17 protein-coding genes are annotated in these 16,391 nt (G+C 59.9%); 16 read left to right on the plus strand and 1 reads right to left on the minus strand.

The window, feature by feature from the left end; translation table 11 throughout:
- Positions 1 to 62: 62 nt before the first annotated feature.
- Positions 63 to 1,061 carry an NAD(P)H-dependent glycerol-3-phosphate dehydrogenase gene (locus tag QP981_RS08365; protein ID WP_016422532.1) on the plus strand — a complete coding sequence of 333 codons (999 nt, stop codon included), beginning with the start codon at positions 63 to 65 and terminating at the stop codon, positions 1,059 to 1,061.
- Positions 1,062 to 1,096: 35 nt separating this feature from the next.
- Positions 1,097 to 2,200: a D-alanine--D-alanine ligase family protein gene (locus tag QP981_RS08370; RefSeq protein ID WP_070603797.1), complete on the plus strand. Its 1,104-nt coding sequence runs from the start codon at positions 1,097 to 1,099 to the stop codon at positions 2,198 to 2,200.
- A gap of 10 nt (positions 2,201 to 2,210) precedes the next feature.
- Here QP981_RS08370 and QP981_RS08375 read toward each other — a convergent pair whose 3' ends face one another.
- A complete protein-coding gene (locus tag QP981_RS08375) occupies positions 2,211 to 3,191 on the minus strand; it encodes a DUF3515 domain-containing protein (protein WP_069358786.1) in 981 nt (326 codons plus the stop codon).
- A gap of 111 nt (positions 3,192 to 3,302) precedes the next feature.
- On the opposite strand from QP981_RS08375, the gene QP981_RS08380 reads away from it, so the two are divergent.
- The 14 genes from QP981_RS08380 to QP981_RS08445 all read left to right on the plus strand — a co-directional run bounded on the left by QP981_RS08380 (position 3,303) and on the right by QP981_RS08445 (position 16,352).
- Positions 3,303 to 4,259 (plus strand): thiamine-phosphate kinase, encoded by a 957-nt coding sequence (locus QP981_RS08380; RefSeq protein ID WP_049171566.1) that lies wholly within the window; start codon positions 3,303 to 3,305, stop codon positions 4,257 to 4,259.
- Between the two features lie 37 nt (positions 4,260 to 4,296).
- Positions 4,297 to 4,962 carry a uracil-DNA glycosylase gene (locus QP981_RS08385; RefSeq protein ID WP_048735462.1) on the plus strand — a complete coding sequence of 222 codons (666 nt, stop codon included), beginning with the start codon at positions 4,297 to 4,299 and terminating at the stop codon, positions 4,960 to 4,962.
- Between the two features lie 6 nt (positions 4,963 to 4,968).
- The gene (locus QP981_RS08390) at positions 4,969 to 6,495 is read left to right on the plus strand and encodes a DAK2 domain-containing protein (RefSeq protein ID WP_284857815.1); all 1,527 of its coding nucleotides are present in this window, start codon (positions 4,969 to 4,971) and stop codon (positions 6,493 to 6,495) included.
- Positions 6,496 to 6,499: 4 nt separating this feature from the next.
- Positions 6,500 to 8,650 (plus strand): ATP-dependent DNA helicase RecG, encoded by a 2,151-nt coding sequence (locus QP981_RS08395; RefSeq protein WP_284857814.1) that lies wholly within the window; start codon positions 6,500 to 6,502, stop codon positions 8,648 to 8,650.
- Between the two features lie 24 nt (positions 8,651 to 8,674).
- Positions 8,675 to 8,947, plus strand: a complete 273-nt coding sequence (locus tag QP981_RS08400) for an acyl-CoA carboxylase biotin carboxyl carrier protein subunit (protein WP_187405325.1) — start codon at positions 8,675 to 8,677, stop codon at positions 8,945 to 8,947.
- The gene (rsmD, locus tag QP981_RS08405; RefSeq protein WP_048735471.1) at positions 8,948 to 9,514 is read left to right on the plus strand and encodes a 16S rRNA (guanine(966)-N(2))-methyltransferase RsmD; all 567 of its coding nucleotides are present in this window, start codon (positions 8,948 to 8,950) and stop codon (positions 9,512 to 9,514) included.
- A 44-nt stretch (positions 9,515 to 9,558) separates the two neighbouring features.
- Positions 9,559 to 10,032, plus strand: coding sequence for a pantetheine-phosphate adenylyltransferase (gene coaD, locus QP981_RS08410; protein WP_016422540.1), 474 nt, complete (start codon positions 9,559 to 9,561; stop codon positions 10,030 to 10,032).
- A 10-nt stretch (positions 10,033 to 10,042) separates the two neighbouring features.
- Positions 10,043 to 10,804, plus strand: a complete 762-nt coding sequence (locus QP981_RS08415; protein ID WP_016422541.1) for an SPFH domain-containing protein — start codon at positions 10,043 to 10,045, stop codon at positions 10,802 to 10,804.
- A 29-nt stretch (positions 10,805 to 10,833) separates the two neighbouring features.
- Positions 10,834 to 11,394 (plus strand): YceD family protein, encoded by a 561-nt coding sequence (locus QP981_RS08420; RefSeq protein WP_048735478.1) that lies wholly within the window; start codon positions 10,834 to 10,836, stop codon positions 11,392 to 11,394.
- 42 nt (positions 11,395 to 11,436) lie between these two features.
- Positions 11,437 to 12,165, plus strand: coding sequence for a ribonuclease III (gene rnc / locus QP981_RS08425; protein ID WP_038628630.1), 729 nt, complete (start codon positions 11,437 to 11,439; stop codon positions 12,163 to 12,165).
- Positions 12,165 to 13,028 carry a bifunctional DNA-formamidopyrimidine glycosylase/DNA-(apurinic or apyrimidinic site) lyase gene (gene mutM, locus QP981_RS08430; protein ID WP_284857813.1) on the plus strand — a complete coding sequence of 288 codons (864 nt, stop codon included), beginning with the start codon at positions 12,165 to 12,167 and terminating at the stop codon, positions 13,026 to 13,028. The genes rnc and mutM overlap by 1 nt, the downstream gene beginning before the upstream one ends.
- An 18-nt stretch (positions 13,029 to 13,046) precedes the next feature.
- Positions 13,047 to 14,507: an alanine/glycine:cation symporter family protein gene (locus tag QP981_RS08435; protein ID WP_284857830.1), complete on the plus strand. Its 1,461-nt coding sequence runs from the start codon at positions 13,047 to 13,049 to the stop codon at positions 14,505 to 14,507.
- Positions 14,497 to 14,778: an acylphosphatase gene (locus QP981_RS08440; protein ID WP_069358780.1), complete on the plus strand. Its 282-nt coding sequence runs from the start codon at positions 14,497 to 14,499 to the stop codon at positions 14,776 to 14,778. Before QP981_RS08435 ends, QP981_RS08440 begins: the two co-directional genes overlap by 11 nt.
- A 257-nt stretch (positions 14,779 to 15,035) precedes the next feature.
- A complete protein-coding gene (locus QP981_RS08445) occupies positions 15,036 to 16,352 on the plus strand; it encodes an ammonium transporter (RefSeq protein WP_284857812.1) in 1,317 nt (438 codons plus the stop codon).
- Positions 16,353 to 16,391 lie beyond the last annotated feature (39 nt).

Consider the following 16,391-nt stretch of genomic DNA (forward strand, 5'->3'; position numbering starts at 1 on the left):
AGTGTGAGAACGTCTCGCTAGACTTGTTGGAGATTAGAGGCTAACGGAGGAAGGTCGCGGCGATGGTGCAAGTTTCAGTGATGGGTGCGGGCTCGTGGGGCACGACGCTCGCCAAGGTTTTTGCTGATGCGGGCAATCCTGTACGGCTGTGGTCGCGACGCGCGGAGCAGGCACAGCGTATTCAGATCAGCCGCGAAAACCACGACTACCTGCCTGGTCTGGGGCTGCCGCGCAACATCGAAGCCACCTCGGATGCAGAGGCCGCGCTGAAGGGCGCGGATGTGGTGGTGCTGGGCGTGCCCTCGCAGACTCTGCGTGACAACCTCAAGGTCTGGAAGGACTTCATCGGGCCGGAGACGATTCTGCTCAGCCTGGCCAAGGGTGTGGAGCGCGAGACACATCTGCGCATGAGTGAGGTCATTGCGGAGGTCACAGACCTGCCAGCAGAGCGTATTGCGGTGCTGTCCGGCCCGAACCTCGCCCGCGAAGTTGCGATGGAGCAGCCAGCGGCAACGGTGATTGCTTGCGCCGATGAGAACAACGCCAAGATGATTCAGGCGGCAGTTGCCACTAATTACTTCCGCCCGTACACCAACACCGATGTGATCGGCTGCGAAATCGGCGGTGCCTGCAAGAACGTCATTGCGTTGGCCTGCGGTATGGCCGCTGGTCAAGGATTGGGTGAGAACACGCTGGCAACCATTATCACCCGTGGCTTGGCGGAAATCACGCGTCTGGGCGACGCGGTTGGTGCAGAAGATAAGACTTTCGCGGGATTGGCGGGCCTCGGTGACTTGGTGGCCACTTGTTCCTCGCCGCTGTCGCGTAACCGTACCTTCGGCGATCGTCTCGGTCGCGGTGACACGATGGAGCAGGCGCAGCACGCTACGCGCGGTCAGGTGGCTGAGGGTGTGATTTCTTCAATCTCGGTCCGTGACCTCGCTCGTCGCAATGGCGTGGAAATGCCAATTACTGAGGCCGTTTACGCCGTCTGCCACGAAGGCGCGAAGGTCGATGAGACAATTCGCAAGCTGATGGGGCGAAGCCGCAAGTCGGAGTAACCACTTCAACGAGGTCGGGGCTAAACTAAGTCACCATGACTTCGTCGAATAGCTCGTCTGCAGATCGCATTTCCGTCGCCGTCATCTACGGTGGCGCAAGCCCTGAGCACAGCGTCTCCTGTGTCTCGGCTGGCGCAATTATGGATCACCTGGATGAGGACCGCTTCCGAGTGGTTCCCATTGGTATTACCAAGGATGGTGTTTGGACCGTCGGCACGCGTGAGACGGATACGCTGCGCACGCAGGGGCGTACGATGCCGGAGGTCATCCCGGGCGAGGAAGTTGCGCTGAGCACCTCGCCGTCACGCCGCGGTGAATTCCGCTTCGTCACCGGTGATCGCGCCGGCGAGGTTTTCGACACCGTCGACGTCATCTTCCCGGTTCTCCACGGTCCGCACGGCGAGGACGGCACGATTCAGGGGCTCTTTGAGCTTTCCGGCATTGCTTATGTCGGCCCGGGCGTGCTCGCTTCCGCGGCGGGAATGGATAAGGAACGCACGAAGAATCTCTTGCAGGCAGCGGGGCTTCCTACCGGCAAGCAGGTTGTTTTGCACGTCGGCGAGTCGCTTTCCGACGAGGACAAGGAGACCCTTGGCCTGCCGGTGTTCGTTAAACCTGCCCGTGGTGGATCGTCGATTGGTATCTCCCGCGTCGATGATTGGGCGAATCTGGATGCGGCGGTAGAGCTGGCCCGAGAGCACGACTGGAAGGTCATTGTAGAGGCCGGTGTAGACGGCGCCGAGGTGGAGATTGGCGTGCTGCAGCGCGCTGACGGCAGCCTGCAGGTCTCTGTCCCGTCCCTGCTGCGTGGCACGGAGGACTCCGACGAGGGCTTCTACGGTTTTGAGACCAAGTACTTGGATGATGTCGTCTCGGCGCAGATCCCGGCTGAGCTGCCGGAGGATGTTTTGAAGGCACTGGACACGGATGCTCGTCGGGCGTTCAGGGCACTGGGCTCTGATGGTCTGACTCGCGTGGACTTCTTTGTCACGGATAATGGCCCGATTATCAATGAGGTCAACACCATGCCGGGCTTTACCCCGATTTCGATGTACCCGCAGATGTTTGCGGCTTCCGGTGTTGCCTACGAGGAGCTGCTCAGCGCCCTGATTGAGCGGGCGCTAGTAGCTCGTCGATAGAAGTTGGTTCTTACTTTTCTTCGCTCGGCGAGATGTTCTCCAGGTTGTCCGCGATGACCGAGGAGAGCACCGGCATCAGTGAGCTGGCCTCCGACATCGGCATTTCAACGGCGACGAAGCGCTCCCGGCCCATGGCGTACCAGGTGGCGGAGGTACCGGAGGAAAGCGTTGGTTCGTTGAACCAGACAATGTCGCCAACCTGCGTCAGCTGCTGCGTGGTGGTGCTATAGCCAGCCGGCTCGTCGACACCACAGCGCAGCACCACCGGATCGGCTGGGGTGCCGCCCCAAATGACCATGTCCTTCGGCATGTCAGCCGGCATTTCCTCTGCGCTCAGACGGTGACGGTTGCCAAGCTCGCGGGGGAGGGCAGCCTCCAAGCCGCTGCAGCGCTTATCAGCTTCCGGAGCTGCCAGTTCTACCAGTGGGACGCCGCCGCGCTCCGGCTTGTTCTTGTACTCGGAGTCCGGGCGCAGCGCCTCGGCGAGGTCACTCAGGGCATCCTCCGCCTCTGCATTTCCTTCGGCGGTAATCGCAACAACCGGTTCGCGCCCGACGGTGAACCAAGTCGCCAAAGACTCGTCGGTACTGTCGACAACACGCAGCCACGAAATGCCCTTGACCTCTTCGGTCTTAGCCAGTTCGTTGTACTGGCTAGGTACGTTCGCGCCACAGCGCAGCGTGATGCGGTCTTGTTCCAAGTTTCGGTACACAGCGGCACCTTCTGGAGCCGGCTCTGCAATGTCGGCGCGAACCAGACCTGCAGCGCGATCTGGCAGCCGGTCGAGCAGTTCCGCACACTCGGGCGAGTCATTGGCGGGGAGCTCCGGGTTGGAAATCGCGACTGGCTTTGTCGCCTGATTATCCTGGTAAATCTTTGCGGCAAAAATGATGCCGAGGATAGAGATAATGGCGATAGCGAGTGCGATGCCCGCGCGTGTCCGGCTACCCTTGGACTGAACTGTTTCTCCCGATGGGGGTGCGTCTACCATGGGCCTGATTCTACGTTGTCCGGTACCAACTCCAATTGGTTGGGGGCAATACCGAGACGGGTTCCGCTATTAACGGTTAACCATCGACTATTAGGAATGTGACTCGACACTGTGACTGAATTGACCATTGGCGATATTGGCGAGTTTGGGGTCATTGAGGCCATCCGGGCTATCGCCCCGTCGGCACGCAATGGCGACGATGCCGCCGTCTTGACGCAGACAACCCCCAACGCCCGTTTTGTCACTTCCACTGACATGTTGGTGGAAGGGCGCCATTTCCGCCTGGACTGGTCGACACCTCAGCAAGTTGGAGCTAAGGCCGCAGTACAGAATTTCGCCGATATCGAATCGATGGGTGCGCGTCCAACGGCCATGCTTTTCGCCATCTCAGCACCGTTGCATACTCCGGTGAGTGTGGTCACCGGTATCGCCGAGGGGTTGTGGCAGGAAGGCAAGCAATGTCCGGCGGAGCTCGTCGGTGGTGACATGGTCAGCGGAGATTCTCTGGTGATTTCCATCAGTGCGATGGGCGAACTCGGTGGACTTGGGCGGCCGCTGCTGCGCTCAGCAGCACGCGCGGGGGATACGGTGATTGCGTCGGGACGCATCGGCTACTCTGCTGCGGGCCTTGCGCTGCTTCAGCACTGCGGAAGCCCGGCAAAGGTTCCAAGCGAGTTTGCGCAGCTGGTGGCAGCACACTGTACGCCCGAATTCGAATACCGCAGGGGTGCCACGGCGCGAGCTACAGGTGTGCGTTCACTGACGGACAATTCCGATGGGCTGGTGGTGGATCTCCGCGCTATTGCGCAGGCCTCCAGGGTTACTTTGGAAGTCGACAGCAGTGCCATTGCGCCCGATGAGTTGCAGATTGCCGCTGGTGAATACCTGGGCATCGACCCGTGGGAGTGGGTGCTCACCGGCGGGGAGGACCATACACTGATCGGTTCGACGCCGGGGGAGCCTCCGACGGGGTTCCGCGCTATCGGTACGGTGTCGAAGGAAAAGTTCGATTCGGTGCTTATCGACGGCAAACCTCCTGCCCGCGATGCCGGTTGGGTTTCCTTTTAAGAGTTCGAAGAGGTTTTGAGAAGAAAGGCTGCATGACATGGATCCGTTGCCGGTCGAAGAAGGGTGGCAGAAGGCGCTGGAGCCAGTGGCCGATGACATCCACCGGATGGGGCAGTTCCTGCGCGAGGAGAACGCGGCCGGCTACGGTTACCTGCCCGCGGGCACCGATGTGCTGCGCGCCTTTACTTATCCATTCGATGAGGTCAAGGTGCTCATTATCGGTCAGGACCCGTACCCGACCCCGGGCCATGCGATGGGGCTTAGCTTCTCGGTCCAGCCGGATGTGAAGCCGGTACCGCGGTCGTTGGCGAATATTTTTAAGGAGTATTCCTCCGACCTGGGGCTCCCGACTCCCTCCAACGGTGACCTCACTCCGTGGAGTAGGCAGGGCGTGGCCCTGTTCAACCGTGTACTGACCGTGCGCCCGGGTGCTGCTGCCTCGCACCGCGGTAAGGGCTGGGAGGCAATCACGGAGCATGCCATCAAAGCATTGGTCGCCCGTGATCAGCCTCTCGTGGCCATTCTGTGGGGACGCGACGCGCAGAGTTTGCAGCGTTGGCTCCCCGGCGTGGACTGCATCTGTTCGCCGCACCCGTCACCGCTGTCGGCATCCCGTGGGTTCTTCGGGTCGCGTCCGTTCAGCCGGGCCAATGAGTCGCTGATTCGTCAGGGAGCTACCCCTATCGACTGGACGCTAGAATAGGAATTCATGTCTTTGCAGATTGGTTCTGCCGCCATCGTCGGCTGGGTTGCCCGGGGGATTGACGCGCTTCAATCCCGCCGCGATGAGATCAACAGTCTCAATGTCTTCCCAGTACCGGATTCCGATACCGGGTCGAATATGCTCGCGACGTTGAGTTCGGCCTATGAGGAAGCGCAAAAGGCTGACGCTTCCGATGTTCGCGCAGTCACCGCGGCCCTAGCTGCCGGTGCAGTGCGCGGTGCCCGCGGTAATTCGGGCACTGTGCTCTCGCAGGTTTTTCGCGCGGTGGCTGAGGCTGCCTCCGGTAGTGGCATTGGCGTTGAGTCGGTACAACACTCGCTAAAGCTAGCTGTGCAACATGTTTCCCAAGCGATTGCCAATCCGGTGGAGGGCACGATTCTGACAGTCCTGCGGCACGCCGCGATTGCCGCGGAGGAATTTGAGGGCGACTCGATTGAGGAGCTCGCCGACACGATCGCGGATGCCGCTCGCGATGCGCTGGCGAAAACCCCTAGCCAGCTCCCGGCACTGCAGCAGGCGGGCGTGGTCGACGCCGGCGGCGCGGGGTTGGTCATTCTGCTCGACGCGCTTGCCGACGAAGTCAGCGGCCGCGCAGCCGCACCGGTCGATTTGCATGTCGACGCGCCACACGTAGCCACCGTTGAGATGGAGGTCATGTACCTGATTTCCTTGGCGGATACCCAGGCGGTGGAAGCGCTGCGAGAGCGGTTGAACCCGCTGGGCAATTCGCTCATCATCGCAGGTGATGCTGGTAATGCGGAGACCGCGCAGTACATGGTGCATATCCACACAGTGGAGCCGGGCGCAGTTATTGAGGCGGCACTCGACTTCGGTCGTCCGGAACGCATCCGTATCGAGGTGCTCGATGAGCCGGAGACAACACCTGAGTCCACTCGCATCCTCATTGCGGTAGTGCCGGACGGTCCGCTGAATGATCTCATCACCTCCTCGGGAGCGATTGCTATCAGCCCGACCCCCGCTCCGACTCCCACATCCACTCCCACAGATCGAGCAGCCATCGCCGACCAGGAGTTCGCTGACAATGTGGTCACCAAGGCGCTGACTGCCATGCGGGGTGCGGATGAGGTAATCCTGCTGCCAAATGGGCTGGTCAGCGACCAGGAATTGGCGGATATCGAATTCGCTGCTGCCGCGGCTAATCCGACTCTCGCGGTAGTGTCCACAGCCTCCATTCCGGCTGGCCTTGCTGCCTTGGCCGTGCATTCGGCTGAGCTGCCGCTGGCGGTTGCTGCGTATGCGATGGGAGAGGCCGCCAATGGCACGCGAACGGCTGTAGTCGCTGCGGACGTCGATAAGCCCCTGACTGACGCACTCACAGAGACCATCTCAGACCTGTTGGCTGGCGGCGGGGAACTAGTGACTCTGCTGCTCGGGCGCGGATCTGAGGGCGTTGACATAGCGCAAGTGCGGGCACGGCTGGACAAGCCTGTGGAGGTCGTAGCCTACGATGCAACCGGCATCGATGAGCTGGTGCAGGTAGGAATCGAGTAGCACGATGCTCGGATGGCTCGGCTCGGATTATGCGCGCACGCCCCTGAGTATCGTGGTGGGGCCAAAGATTGCAAAGAAGCTGCATACGGCTTTTGGTATGGAGACCGTCTCGGATGCGCTGACGAACTTCCCAAAGCGCTACGTGGCGCAGGGTAAGAGCTTAGATGTGTCATTTTCCGACATTGGCGACACCATCACCACAGTCGTGGAGGTGCACAGCATTTCGCCAGCGCCCGCCTTCGCCGATCGACGCAAGCCACTGAAAATCTATGTCAGCGACGGCGTGCGCATTCTTCCGGCCGCGATTTTCGGTGCCGAATGGCTGCGCAATATGCTGCACCCCGGTGTGCGTCTGCTCATTGTTGGCACGCTCAGCGAGTTCCGCAATGAGCTACAGCTGAAAAATGTTGATTGCATGGTGCTTAAAGCCGACGGTTCGGTAGGCGCAGCCACTGGCAAGCTGGCCACGCTGACGAAGACAGCCAAGGGGATTGCAGAGATGCAGCGGTTGCTCACGCGTCCTTACTTGCCCATTTACCGTGGCCGCAAAGGAGTAGCGGGTATTCACCTGGCTCTGTACATGCAGCGCATCCTCGAATGGTTGCCGCTGCAGCCAGACCCGTTGCCCGCCGCACCGGAGGGACTTACCGATTTCGACTCCGCACTGCGTGGCGCACACTTTCCCTCCATCGCGGGCCCCGACATCGCGCTTGCCCGACTGAAGTACGACGAAGCGCTTGAGCTCCAGCTCGCCGTTGGTGCACGCAAGCGTACTCAAGCGAGTCTCACCGCTCCGGCCTGCATGGAAGTCGCCGGGGGACTTCGCGACGAGCTACGCCGGGGGTTGCCGTTTTCGCTTACCGACGGTCAGGTCGCGGTCGCAGCCGATATTGCGGACGATATGTCGCAGCCCAGCCCAATGAACCGCCTGCTAGCAGGTGAAGTCGGCTCGGGTAAGACCGTGGTGGCCCTACTGGGAATGCTGCAAGCAGTCGATTCCAGCAGGCAGTGCGCGATGCTGGCGCCGACGGAAGTCCTGGCCCAACAGCACTACCGATCGCTGACAGCGATGCTGGAGCAAGCCGGAGTAGCAGTGACTGTACGACTGTTGACGGGATCGATGTCGACGAAGGAGCGCCGGGCAACCCTGTTGGAGGCAGTCAACGGGGAGGCTGACATTGTCGTCGGCACGCATGCCCTGCTCAGTGAGGGCGTGGAGTTCTTCGATCTCGGGCTGGTGGTCGTCGATGAGCAGCACCGCTTTGGTGTGCGCCAGCGCGATCAGCTGCGCAGCAGGGGACGGGGTGGAATGACACCGCATCTGTTGGTGATGTCGGCAACCCCCATTCCGCGCACGGTAGCGATGACCATTTTTGGCGACCTCGCAGTTTCGCAGTTGACGGAATTGCCACGGGGACGTCAGGAGATCCAATCTTTTGTCGTACCGACGCTGGAAAAGCCGCGCTGGGAGGCACGAACCTGGGAGCGGATTGGGGAAGAAGTGGCCAAGGGCAACCGCGCCTTCATTGTCTGTCCCCGCATTACCCGCGACGAGGAACAGTTCCTCGACGAGTCCGTGGAGGCGGTGTTCGACCGAGCGAGGAAGAAACTTCCCGGTGTACGTATCAGTCAGTTGCACGGCAATATGGCACCGGAGGACAAAGACCGCGTGATGCAGGCCTTTGCCACAGGACAGCTGGATGTGCTGGTGTCCACCACAGTTATCGAAGTCGGCGTGGATGTACCAGAGGCCACGATTATGATGATTCGCCGCGCCGAGAGCTACGGCATCTCGCAGATTCACCAGCTGCGCGGTCGTGTCGGCCGTGGTGACCGGGGTGGACTGTGCTTCTTGTGTACCCACACGCATTCGCAGACACCCGAGCGCACCCGGCTGGAACGCATTGCCGCCACCACCGACGGCATTCAACTGGCGGAGTTGGATCTGGCCACGCGTAGTTTCGGCGATCTGCTCGGCGATGACCAATCGGGGCTGGCGACTGGCCTCGGCCTGGTGGACCTCACCACCGACGGCGAAATCATCGAGCGCACCCGACATGATGCCATGGTTCTCCTCGATGTTGATGAGAGGCTTGTGGGAGAGCTCATCTCCGATATCGATGAAGAGCAGTCGAACTACTTGGACCGCTCCTAGTAAGACCAAAGTAGACTGTTGGGCATGGTAGATGTCTGTGCACCTTTTGCAGGAGTAGTCCGCTGGGAGGTCGCCGAGAAAGACTCGGTGACGACCGGTCAGGTCATTGCGGTCGTGGAGGCCGTCAAGCTAGAAGCGCCGGTTTTAGCGCCCTGCCCGGGCACGGTCGCGGAGGTGGCGGCAGATCAATTTGTGGATGTCGAAGGTGGTCAGCTGCTGGCACGAATCACGCCAGCAACTCACAGCACCACGGCACAGCACAACGGCAACGAGAACACATCGCACGAAGGGAAGTAGATGACCCGCATTATTGCAGGTGAGGCACGCGGCCGTAGGCTAGTCGCGCCCAAGGGAGAGACCACGCGGCCAACTAGCGACCGCGCGAAGGAAGCCATCTTTTCTTCCTGGTCCACACGCTTTGGGCTAGAGGGAACTCGCGTTCTCGACCTGTTCGCTGGCTCGGGTGCGCTCGGTTTGGAAGCGGCTTCGCGCGGCGCGCGTTCCGTCGTGTTGGTGGAAAACGATCCGAACGCCATTGCCGCTATTGAAAAGAACATTCGCACCGTGGGGCATCCCGATGTGGCCGTGTCTCCGATGAAAGTGTCGTCGTACCTTGCGGGCGCGCCGGGCGAGCCTTTTGACCGCGTCATTGCGGATCCTCCCTATGAGCTGGCGGGGGAGGCCGTTACAGAGATGCTCGAGGCGCTGCGCAGCTTCCTCGCGCCGGGCGCGGTTGTGACTGTGGAGCGTCACCGCGATGACGAGGAGACGCAGTGGCCCGAGGGCTACGAACAGCTCCAGCAGAAGCTGAAGCGCCGCATTCACGGTTTGGCGCGCTTCGACACCGCTATCTATAACGCTTAACGTTCTTCTTTACGCTTTACGACGGCCAAAGGTGGTTTACCTCTATGACTCACGCATGCTGCCCCGGTTCCTACGATCCCATGACCTCTGGTCACCTCGATGTGATTGAGCGTGCCGCGCGCCAATTCGATCAGGTGACCGTGCTGGTTACCCACAACCCGAATAAGCAGGGCATGTTCAACGTCGAAGAGCGCATGGACCTCATTCGGCAGTGCACGCAGCACTTGGACAATGTGCAGGTGGACTCCTGGTCGAAGCTGTTGGTTGACTACACGTCCGCGCAGGGTATTACCTGCCTGGTCAAGGGGCTGCGCTCGGCGGCGGACTACGAGTACGAGGCTCCCATGGCGCAGATGAATCGGCGCATGACGGGCATTGAGACTCTCTTTGTGGAGGCTGATCCGAAGTACGGTCATGTGTCGTCGACACTGATGAAGGAAGTTGTTCGCTACGGCGGTTCGGTGGAAGGGCTAGTTCCCGAGCCTGTCTTGCACGCCCTGCAGCGCCGACTGAAGTAGCATGTAAGTCATGTTTCGCGTCTTCGAATCTCTTGATGAACTGGTCCAGATCCTAGAAGAGGCACACGGCGTGCCACTGTCGGCCAATTGTATGGTTCCGCGTCAGCGTGTTCTCGAGTTGCTCGATGAGCTAAGGGATGCTTTCCCGGCTGAGCTCGATGACGCGCAGGACGTCTTGGACCAGCGGGATGAGATTATCAACGATGCTGAAGCCCGGGCGAACAACACCATTTCGACTGCGGATGAAGAAGCCCATCGCATTGTCGACGAGGCCGAGGCCCGAGCTAACCACACCGTCGAGGATGCCAATGCCCACGCAGCTGGCACCGTCGCGGCCGCTGAGGACGACGCCCGTCGCCTCCGCGAGGATGCTCAGCACGAGTATGACAGCATTGTGGATCGTGCTTCTGCCGAGTCCGATCGCCTGATTCACGCTGGTAACGAATCCTACGAGCGTTCCGTTGCGGAAGGCCGCGAGGAGCAGGCTCGCCTGGTCGCTGAGTCGACGGTCGTCCGCGAGGCCAACGACGAGGCGAATCGTCTGCTTTCCGACGCACACGCGGATTCCTCTCGCCTCCGTGAAGAGTGTGACCGCTACGTCGATTCCAAGCTCGCCGAGTTTGAACAGACTCTCCAAGAGACCCTGCGTAATGTCGGTCGCAATCGCTCTGTACTGCGTTCGGGAGCCGGTGCCGTCGGCGGTGGTGCAGGGGCACAGAACGCGCCGTCTTCCTTCTCCGAGGGGCAGGAACGCCGCCGGTACGAGCGTTAGCGCATCTTCGGGGTAGACTGAGGCTTATCATGACTGACTCATCCCCATTTGTTCTGGACGTCTCGACATGTCTGCAGGGCGGCATGCCCGAGCAGTTCCGCAAGGTAGGCGATAGCCCTGTCCGCGTTGGTGTCGAGATGATTGGCATCGCCGCTGGCGAGGAGGTTGTCGTTGACGGCATTGTCACGAACCTCGGCAGCGGTGTCATGGTTGACGCGACTGTGACTGCCAAGGCCACCGGCGAGTGCGTGCGCTGCCTAGCCCCGCTGAATCCGGAGCTCAGCTTCCACATTTCGGCTGTCTTTTCCAACAACGAGGACTTCATCACAGGCGACGATGCCGAGGAAGAAGACCTCGAGGACGAAGTTGGCCAGATCGTCGACAATACGGTGGATATCACTCAAGCCGTCATCGATGAGGCGGGCTTGAATCTGCCCTTCAATCCGACCTGTCTGGATTTCGATTCCAGCTGTGCTGAGTCGGACTCAGAAGTGCCGGAGCCAGACGGCATCTCGGGTGAAGAGGAGCGCATTGATCCGCGTTGGGCTGGCCTGGCGGAAAAGTTTGGCTCGCTCGGCGACGAGAAGTAATCGACGACGACTTAGACGAAGACTTTAAAGGAGATATAACGGATGAGCCGCAAGCGTCGGCTAACCGGTGAGGCGGCTAGAAAGGCGGCTTTCGAGGCCGTCGATCACGCCCCGCTGCTGGAAAAACTCGGTGTTGAGCTACCAGAGGAGTCCCTGAAGCTCGCTTTGACCCACCGCAGTTTCGCGAATGAAAATGGCATGCTGACCAATAACGAGCGGCTAGAGTTCCTGGGCGACGCCGTGCTGGGCATGTGCGTTGCTGAAGAACTCTACCGTCGCTTCCCGGATCGCGCTGAGCAGGATATTTCCAAGATGCGTGCAGGTGTCGTGAACATGTACGCGCTGGCTGACCTGGCCCGCAGTATCGGGCTGGGAGAGCATATTCTCCTCGGCCGCGGTGAGAAGGCCACCGGTGGCGCGGATAAGCACTCGATTCTCGCTGACACCACCGAGGCGCTGCTGGGTGCTATTTACCTGCAGCATGGCTTCGAGGTTGCCCGCGAGACCGTGCTTCGCCTGTTTAACCAGATGATTGACGATGCCCCGACTGAGTCTCGCGGTCGGGACTGGAAGACGCTGTTGCAGGAGCGCCTGGCGGCCAAGCAACTACCGGCTGCCGAGTACACTGTGCGCACCACCGGCCCCGACCATGACCTAACTTTCTACGTCGACGTGCTGGTTGACGGCGTGGTTAAGGGCAGCGGTACCGGCGCCACGAAGAAGGAAGCCGAAATGCACGCCGCGCATCAGGCGCATACCGCACTGGCCTAATGCCCGAGCTTCCTGAAGTCGAGTCCGTACGCCGCGGTCTCGACACTTACGTGGTCGGTGGCCGCATCGACGATTCCTTCGTCTACAACGCTCGTGCCGTGCGGCGCCAACCCGGTGGCGCCGCGGAGTTTATCGGTCGTACGCGCGGGCGCACGGTTGTCGCTACGGATCGTCGTGGCAAGTTCATGTGGCTCACGCTTGACGACGACTCCGCAATCGCCATCCACCTGGGCATGAGCGGCCAATTGCGCGTGGAAGCTCCGTACACTCCCGATACGCTGCCTGGCCGTCACACCCGAGCCGCTTTCGGCATCGCCCTGCCGGACGGCGCTCGGCACCTAATCAACTTCAACGATCAGCGCACCTTTGGTTGGGTCTGGGCCTGTGAAATGGTCGAATCCCATGGACGCTTGGTTCCGGAACCCGCAGCCAAGATCGCGCCCGATCTATTGGAGCCCACCGTCGATGTGGTTGCACTTGCACACCGCATGATGAAGTCGCGTTCACCGATCAAGGCCGTATTGCTCAACCAGAACATTGTGTCGGGTATCGGCAACATCTATGCCGACGAAATGCTTTGGGCGGCGAAGGTCGATGGTCGCGTGCCGGCGTGCGACCTTTCGGTCCGTCGTTTAGCGAAACTTTTGCGCGAGGGACAATCCGTGCTCGAACGGGCGCTAGCGGCCGGCGGCACGAGCTTCGATGCGTTATATGTGCATGTCAACGGCGAAAGCGGCTATTTTGAGCGGAGCTTGAACGCCTATGGACAAGCGGGGGAACCGTGCCCGAGGTGTGGGCGCGCAATTGTCCGTCTGCCATTTGGGAATAGATCGAGTTATCTGTGTCCCACCTGTCAGCGCTAGAATTTCCTTATGAGTTTCATGGAGCAAGCAACCGACTGGGTAAATGCTTGGAATGACAAGTACTGGCTGCTCATGATTGTTCTGCTGATTGGTACAGGTTTGTACTTCTGTTGGCGGACCATCATGGTGCAGATTCGGTACATCCCGGAGATGTTCAGGGCCATCACTGAAAAGCCCTCTGATATTTCTGAGGGCGTCAAGGGCATCTCGGCCTTTAAGGCCTTTACAATTTCGGCAGCCTCACGCGTGGGTACCGGAAACGTCGCAGGTGTGGCGGTGGCGATCACCACCGGTGGCCCTGGCGCGGTGTTTTGGATGTGGCTGCTCGCCGCGATTGGTGGCGCAACCAGCTTCGTGGAGTCTACGCTGGCACAGCTGTACAAGGTGCGGGATAAGGACTCTTACCGAGGCGGCCCGGCCTACTACATCACCAAGGGGCTAGGGGAGAACTGGCGCTGGATGGCCTCGCTGTTCGTCATCGCTATCACGGTGACCTACGGTTTCGTGTTCAACGCGGTGCAGTCCAACTCGATTACGGCGGCTGTGGCTCAGTCGACCGGGCAGGAGACACCGATCTTTAAGTTCTGTGTCGGTATCGTGCTGGCAATCTTGGCTGGTGTCATCATCTTCGGTGGTGTGCAGCGTATTTCGGCGGTGACGCAGATTGTCGTGCCGATTATGGCCGTGGCCTACATTATCCTCGGCCTGATTGTCTTGGCTCTCAACATCACCGAGGTGCCGGGCATGATCAAGCTGATTTTTGAGCACGCCTTCGGTATCCGTGAGATTGCTGGTGCTGCCGTCGGTACTGCCATGATGCAGGGTATTCGCCGCGGTCTGTTCTCCAATGAAGCCGGTATGGGTTCCACTCCGAATGCGGCGGCGACGGCATCGGTGTCGCACCCGGTCAAGCAGGGCCTCATTCAGACCATGGGCGTCTACTTCGATACCTGGGTCGTCTGTACCATCACCGCGGTTATCATTCTGCTGTCCGACCCGACTTTCGGCGGCGATGTAGAGGGCACCGCGCTGACTCAGGCCGCGCTGTCAGCGCAGGTGGGTACGTGGGCTATCCACGCGGTTACGGTTATCATTTTCTTCCTTGCGTTCTCCTCGCTGGTGGGCAACTACTACTACGCCGAAGCAAATATCCCGTTCCTGTCTAAGAGCAAGGCTGTCCTGAATACCGTGCGCGTCCTGGTCATCCTGTGCGTTATTGGCGGAGCTGTCGGTTCCGTGCCGCTCGTCTGGTCGCTTGCAGATACCTTCTCCGCCCTCATGGCCACCATTAACATCATTGCCATTCTCCCGCTGGGTGGCGTCGCTGTCGCCCTGCTGAAGAACTACTCCGAGCAGAAGTCCAAGGGGCTCAATCCGGTATTCCACCGCGATGATCTGCCAAACCTCCGCGGCCACGACAAGATCGAGTGCTGGGACGGTTCCGACCCGATGACAGTGCGTGAGTCCGATGTCGCTTAACGACGTCCGCCTCACCGCGTGGGTACACGGTCGTGTTCAAGGTGTCGGTTTTCGCTGGTACACCCGCGCGACGGCTCTGGAGTTGGGGTTGGTTGGTTATGCCCAGAACTATCCGGATGGTCGGGTGTTAGTTGTTGCTGAAGGGCCACGGGCAGACTGTGAGAGTTTGCTCGCTTGGCTTGAGGGGCCGAATACTCCGGGCGATGTGACGGCAGTGGTGCCGTTATGGCAGGAACCGAAGGGTGCATTGAGCACGTTTGACCGTCGTTAAGCGTGTGCCAACTGCCTTCCTCCCCCCCCATGTCGGTGTAGGAAACCGAAAAATTCGAAAACATTCTATCCCTCGCTCTGCGTCATTGTTTTTACGCAGTTAGCGGGGGATTTTTTCGTGTCTTGAGGTAGTCGATTGGGACGCTGAAGAGGTCTTAGAGCGCTGAACAACTACGCAAGTGAGAAAAAGAATACGCAAATACGGAGGAAAAGTGATTTAAGTTAATAACTACCTACTGACAGACAGGGGAGGCACATATGACGCCTGAAGAAGTAATTGCACAGTCTGGAAACTCAGCGTGGATGCTGATTTCGGCTTCGTTGGTTTTGCTGATGACACCGGCGCTCGCGCTGTTCTATGGCGGCATGTCGCGACAGAAGTCGGTGCTCAACATGATGATGATGAGCTTTGGTGCTGTCGGCGTTGTCGGTGCCATTTACGTGCTGTGGGGCTGGTCGATGTCCTACGGATCGCAGTCGATCGGTGGTGTTTTTGCCAACCCATTCGAGTTCTTCGGTCTGCGTAACTCAATCACGGATGACGACGGCAACTACATTGCGAGTGCGAACGGTTACCCAAACATCATCGACATTGGGTTCCAGCTCACGTTCTGCTCGATTTCTGTAGCGCTGATCTCTGGGGCGCTGGCCGAACGCGTGAAGTTCTCCACCTGGTTGATTTTCGTCGGTTTCTGGACAACGCTGGTGTACTTCCCAATGGCCTTCATGGTCTGGGGCGGTGGTCTGCTGAGCCACTCTGCAGAGAGCCTTTCGGCGAAGCTGTTCGGCACCGCCGACGGTGAAGCGCTCATCGCTCCAATTGACTTCGCCGGCGGTACGGTTGTCCACATTGCTGCTGGTACCGCAGCTTTGGTGCTGGCAATCATCGTCGGCAAGCGTAAGTCTGTTGCCGCCAACCAGCACCGTCCGCACAACCTGCCACTGGTCATGTTGGGAGCCGCACTGCTGTGGTTCGGTTGGTTCGGCTTCAACGGCGGTTCGGCATTTGCGGCCGACGGTGTCGCTGGTCTGGCATGGCTGAATACGACGGTGGCAGCGTGCGTGGGTATGCTCGGCTGGATTTCACTCGAGCGTATTCGTGATGGACATCCCACCTCGCTCGGCGCTGCTTCGGGTGTCATCGCAGGGCTTGTGACTATTACTCCGGCCGCAGGAGATATGAACCCAGTGACCTCAATCATTCTGGGCTATATCGGAGGTGCGCTGGCTTGCTGGGGAGTTGGCTTAAAGTACAGGTTCAACTTCGATGACACCCTGGATGTGGTTGGTCTGCACCTGGTTGCAGCTATGTGGGGAACGATTGGTGTCGGTCTGCTGGCCAACGACCGAGGACTGCTTACCGGCGGTGGCATCGACGGCCTGAAGTTGTTTGCCATCCAGGTCATTATTGCTGTCGTCGCAGCTGTGTTCTCGGGCGTGCTGACGTACATCATTGCCCGAGTCCTGAAGGCAACCGTCGGTTGGCGTATCCACGGCGAGCAGGAACATTCTGGTATTGACGTCGCTCAGCACGGTGAGTCGGCCTACACGTCGGCCAAGCAGGCGGCTGTGTAAACGGCGCCGTGTAAACAAGGCTGTGTAAATGAGTGAGTG

Source organism: Corynebacterium sp. MSK047 (assembly GCF_030232285.1).
GTDB lineage: Bacteria > Actinomycetota > Actinomycetes > Mycobacteriales > Mycobacteriaceae > Corynebacterium > Corynebacterium jeikeium_D.

Coding starts and splice junctions, on each gene's coding strand:
- QP981_RS08365 (WP_016422532.1), top strand. CDS start 63: ATGGTGCAAGTTTCAGTGATGGGTGCGGGCTCGTGGGGCACGACGCTC.
- QP981_RS08370 (WP_070603797.1), top strand. CDS start 1,097: ATGACTTCGTCGAATAGCTCGTCTGCAGATCGCATTTCCGTCGCCGTC.
- QP981_RS08375 (WP_069358786.1), bottom strand. CDS start 3,191: ATGGTAGACGCACCCCCATCGGGAGAAACAGTTCAGTCCAAGGGTAGC.
- QP981_RS08385 (WP_048735462.1), top strand. CDS start 4,297: ATGGATCCGTTGCCGGTCGAAGAAGGGTGGCAGAAGGCGCTGGAGCCA.
- QP981_RS08390 (WP_284857815.1), top strand. CDS start 4,969: ATGTCTTTGCAGATTGGTTCTGCCGCCATCGTCGGCTGGGTTGCCCGG.
- QP981_RS08395 (WP_284857814.1), top strand. CDS start 6,500: ATGCTCGGATGGCTCGGCTCGGATTATGCGCGCACGCCCCTGAGTATC.
- QP981_RS08400 (WP_187405325.1), top strand. CDS start 8,675: ATGGTAGATGTCTGTGCACCTTTTGCAGGAGTAGTCCGCTGGGAGGTC.
- rsmD (WP_048735471.1), top strand. CDS start 8,948: ATGACCCGCATTATTGCAGGTGAGGCACGCGGCCGTAGGCTAGTCGCG.
- coaD (WP_016422540.1), top strand. CDS start 9,559: ATGACTCACGCATGCTGCCCCGGTTCCTACGATCCCATGACCTCTGGT.
- QP981_RS08415 (WP_016422541.1), top strand. CDS start 10,043: ATGTTTCGCGTCTTCGAATCTCTTGATGAACTGGTCCAGATCCTAGAA.
- QP981_RS08420 (WP_048735478.1), top strand. CDS start 10,834: ATGACTGACTCATCCCCATTTGTTCTGGACGTCTCGACATGTCTGCAG.
- rnc (WP_038628630.1), top strand. CDS start 11,437: ATGAGCCGCAAGCGTCGGCTAACCGGTGAGGCGGCTAGAAAGGCGGCT.
- mutM (WP_284857813.1), top strand. CDS start 12,165: ATGCCCGAGCTTCCTGAAGTCGAGTCCGTACGCCGCGGTCTCGACACT.
- QP981_RS08435 (WP_284857830.1), top strand. CDS start 13,047: ATGGAGCAAGCAACCGACTGGGTAAATGCTTGGAATGACAAGTACTGG.
- QP981_RS08440 (WP_069358780.1), top strand. CDS start 14,497: ATGTCGCTTAACGACGTCCGCCTCACCGCGTGGGTACACGGTCGTGTT.
- QP981_RS08445 (WP_284857812.1), top strand. CDS start 15,036: ATGACGCCTGAAGAAGTAATTGCACAGTCTGGAAACTCAGCGTGGATG.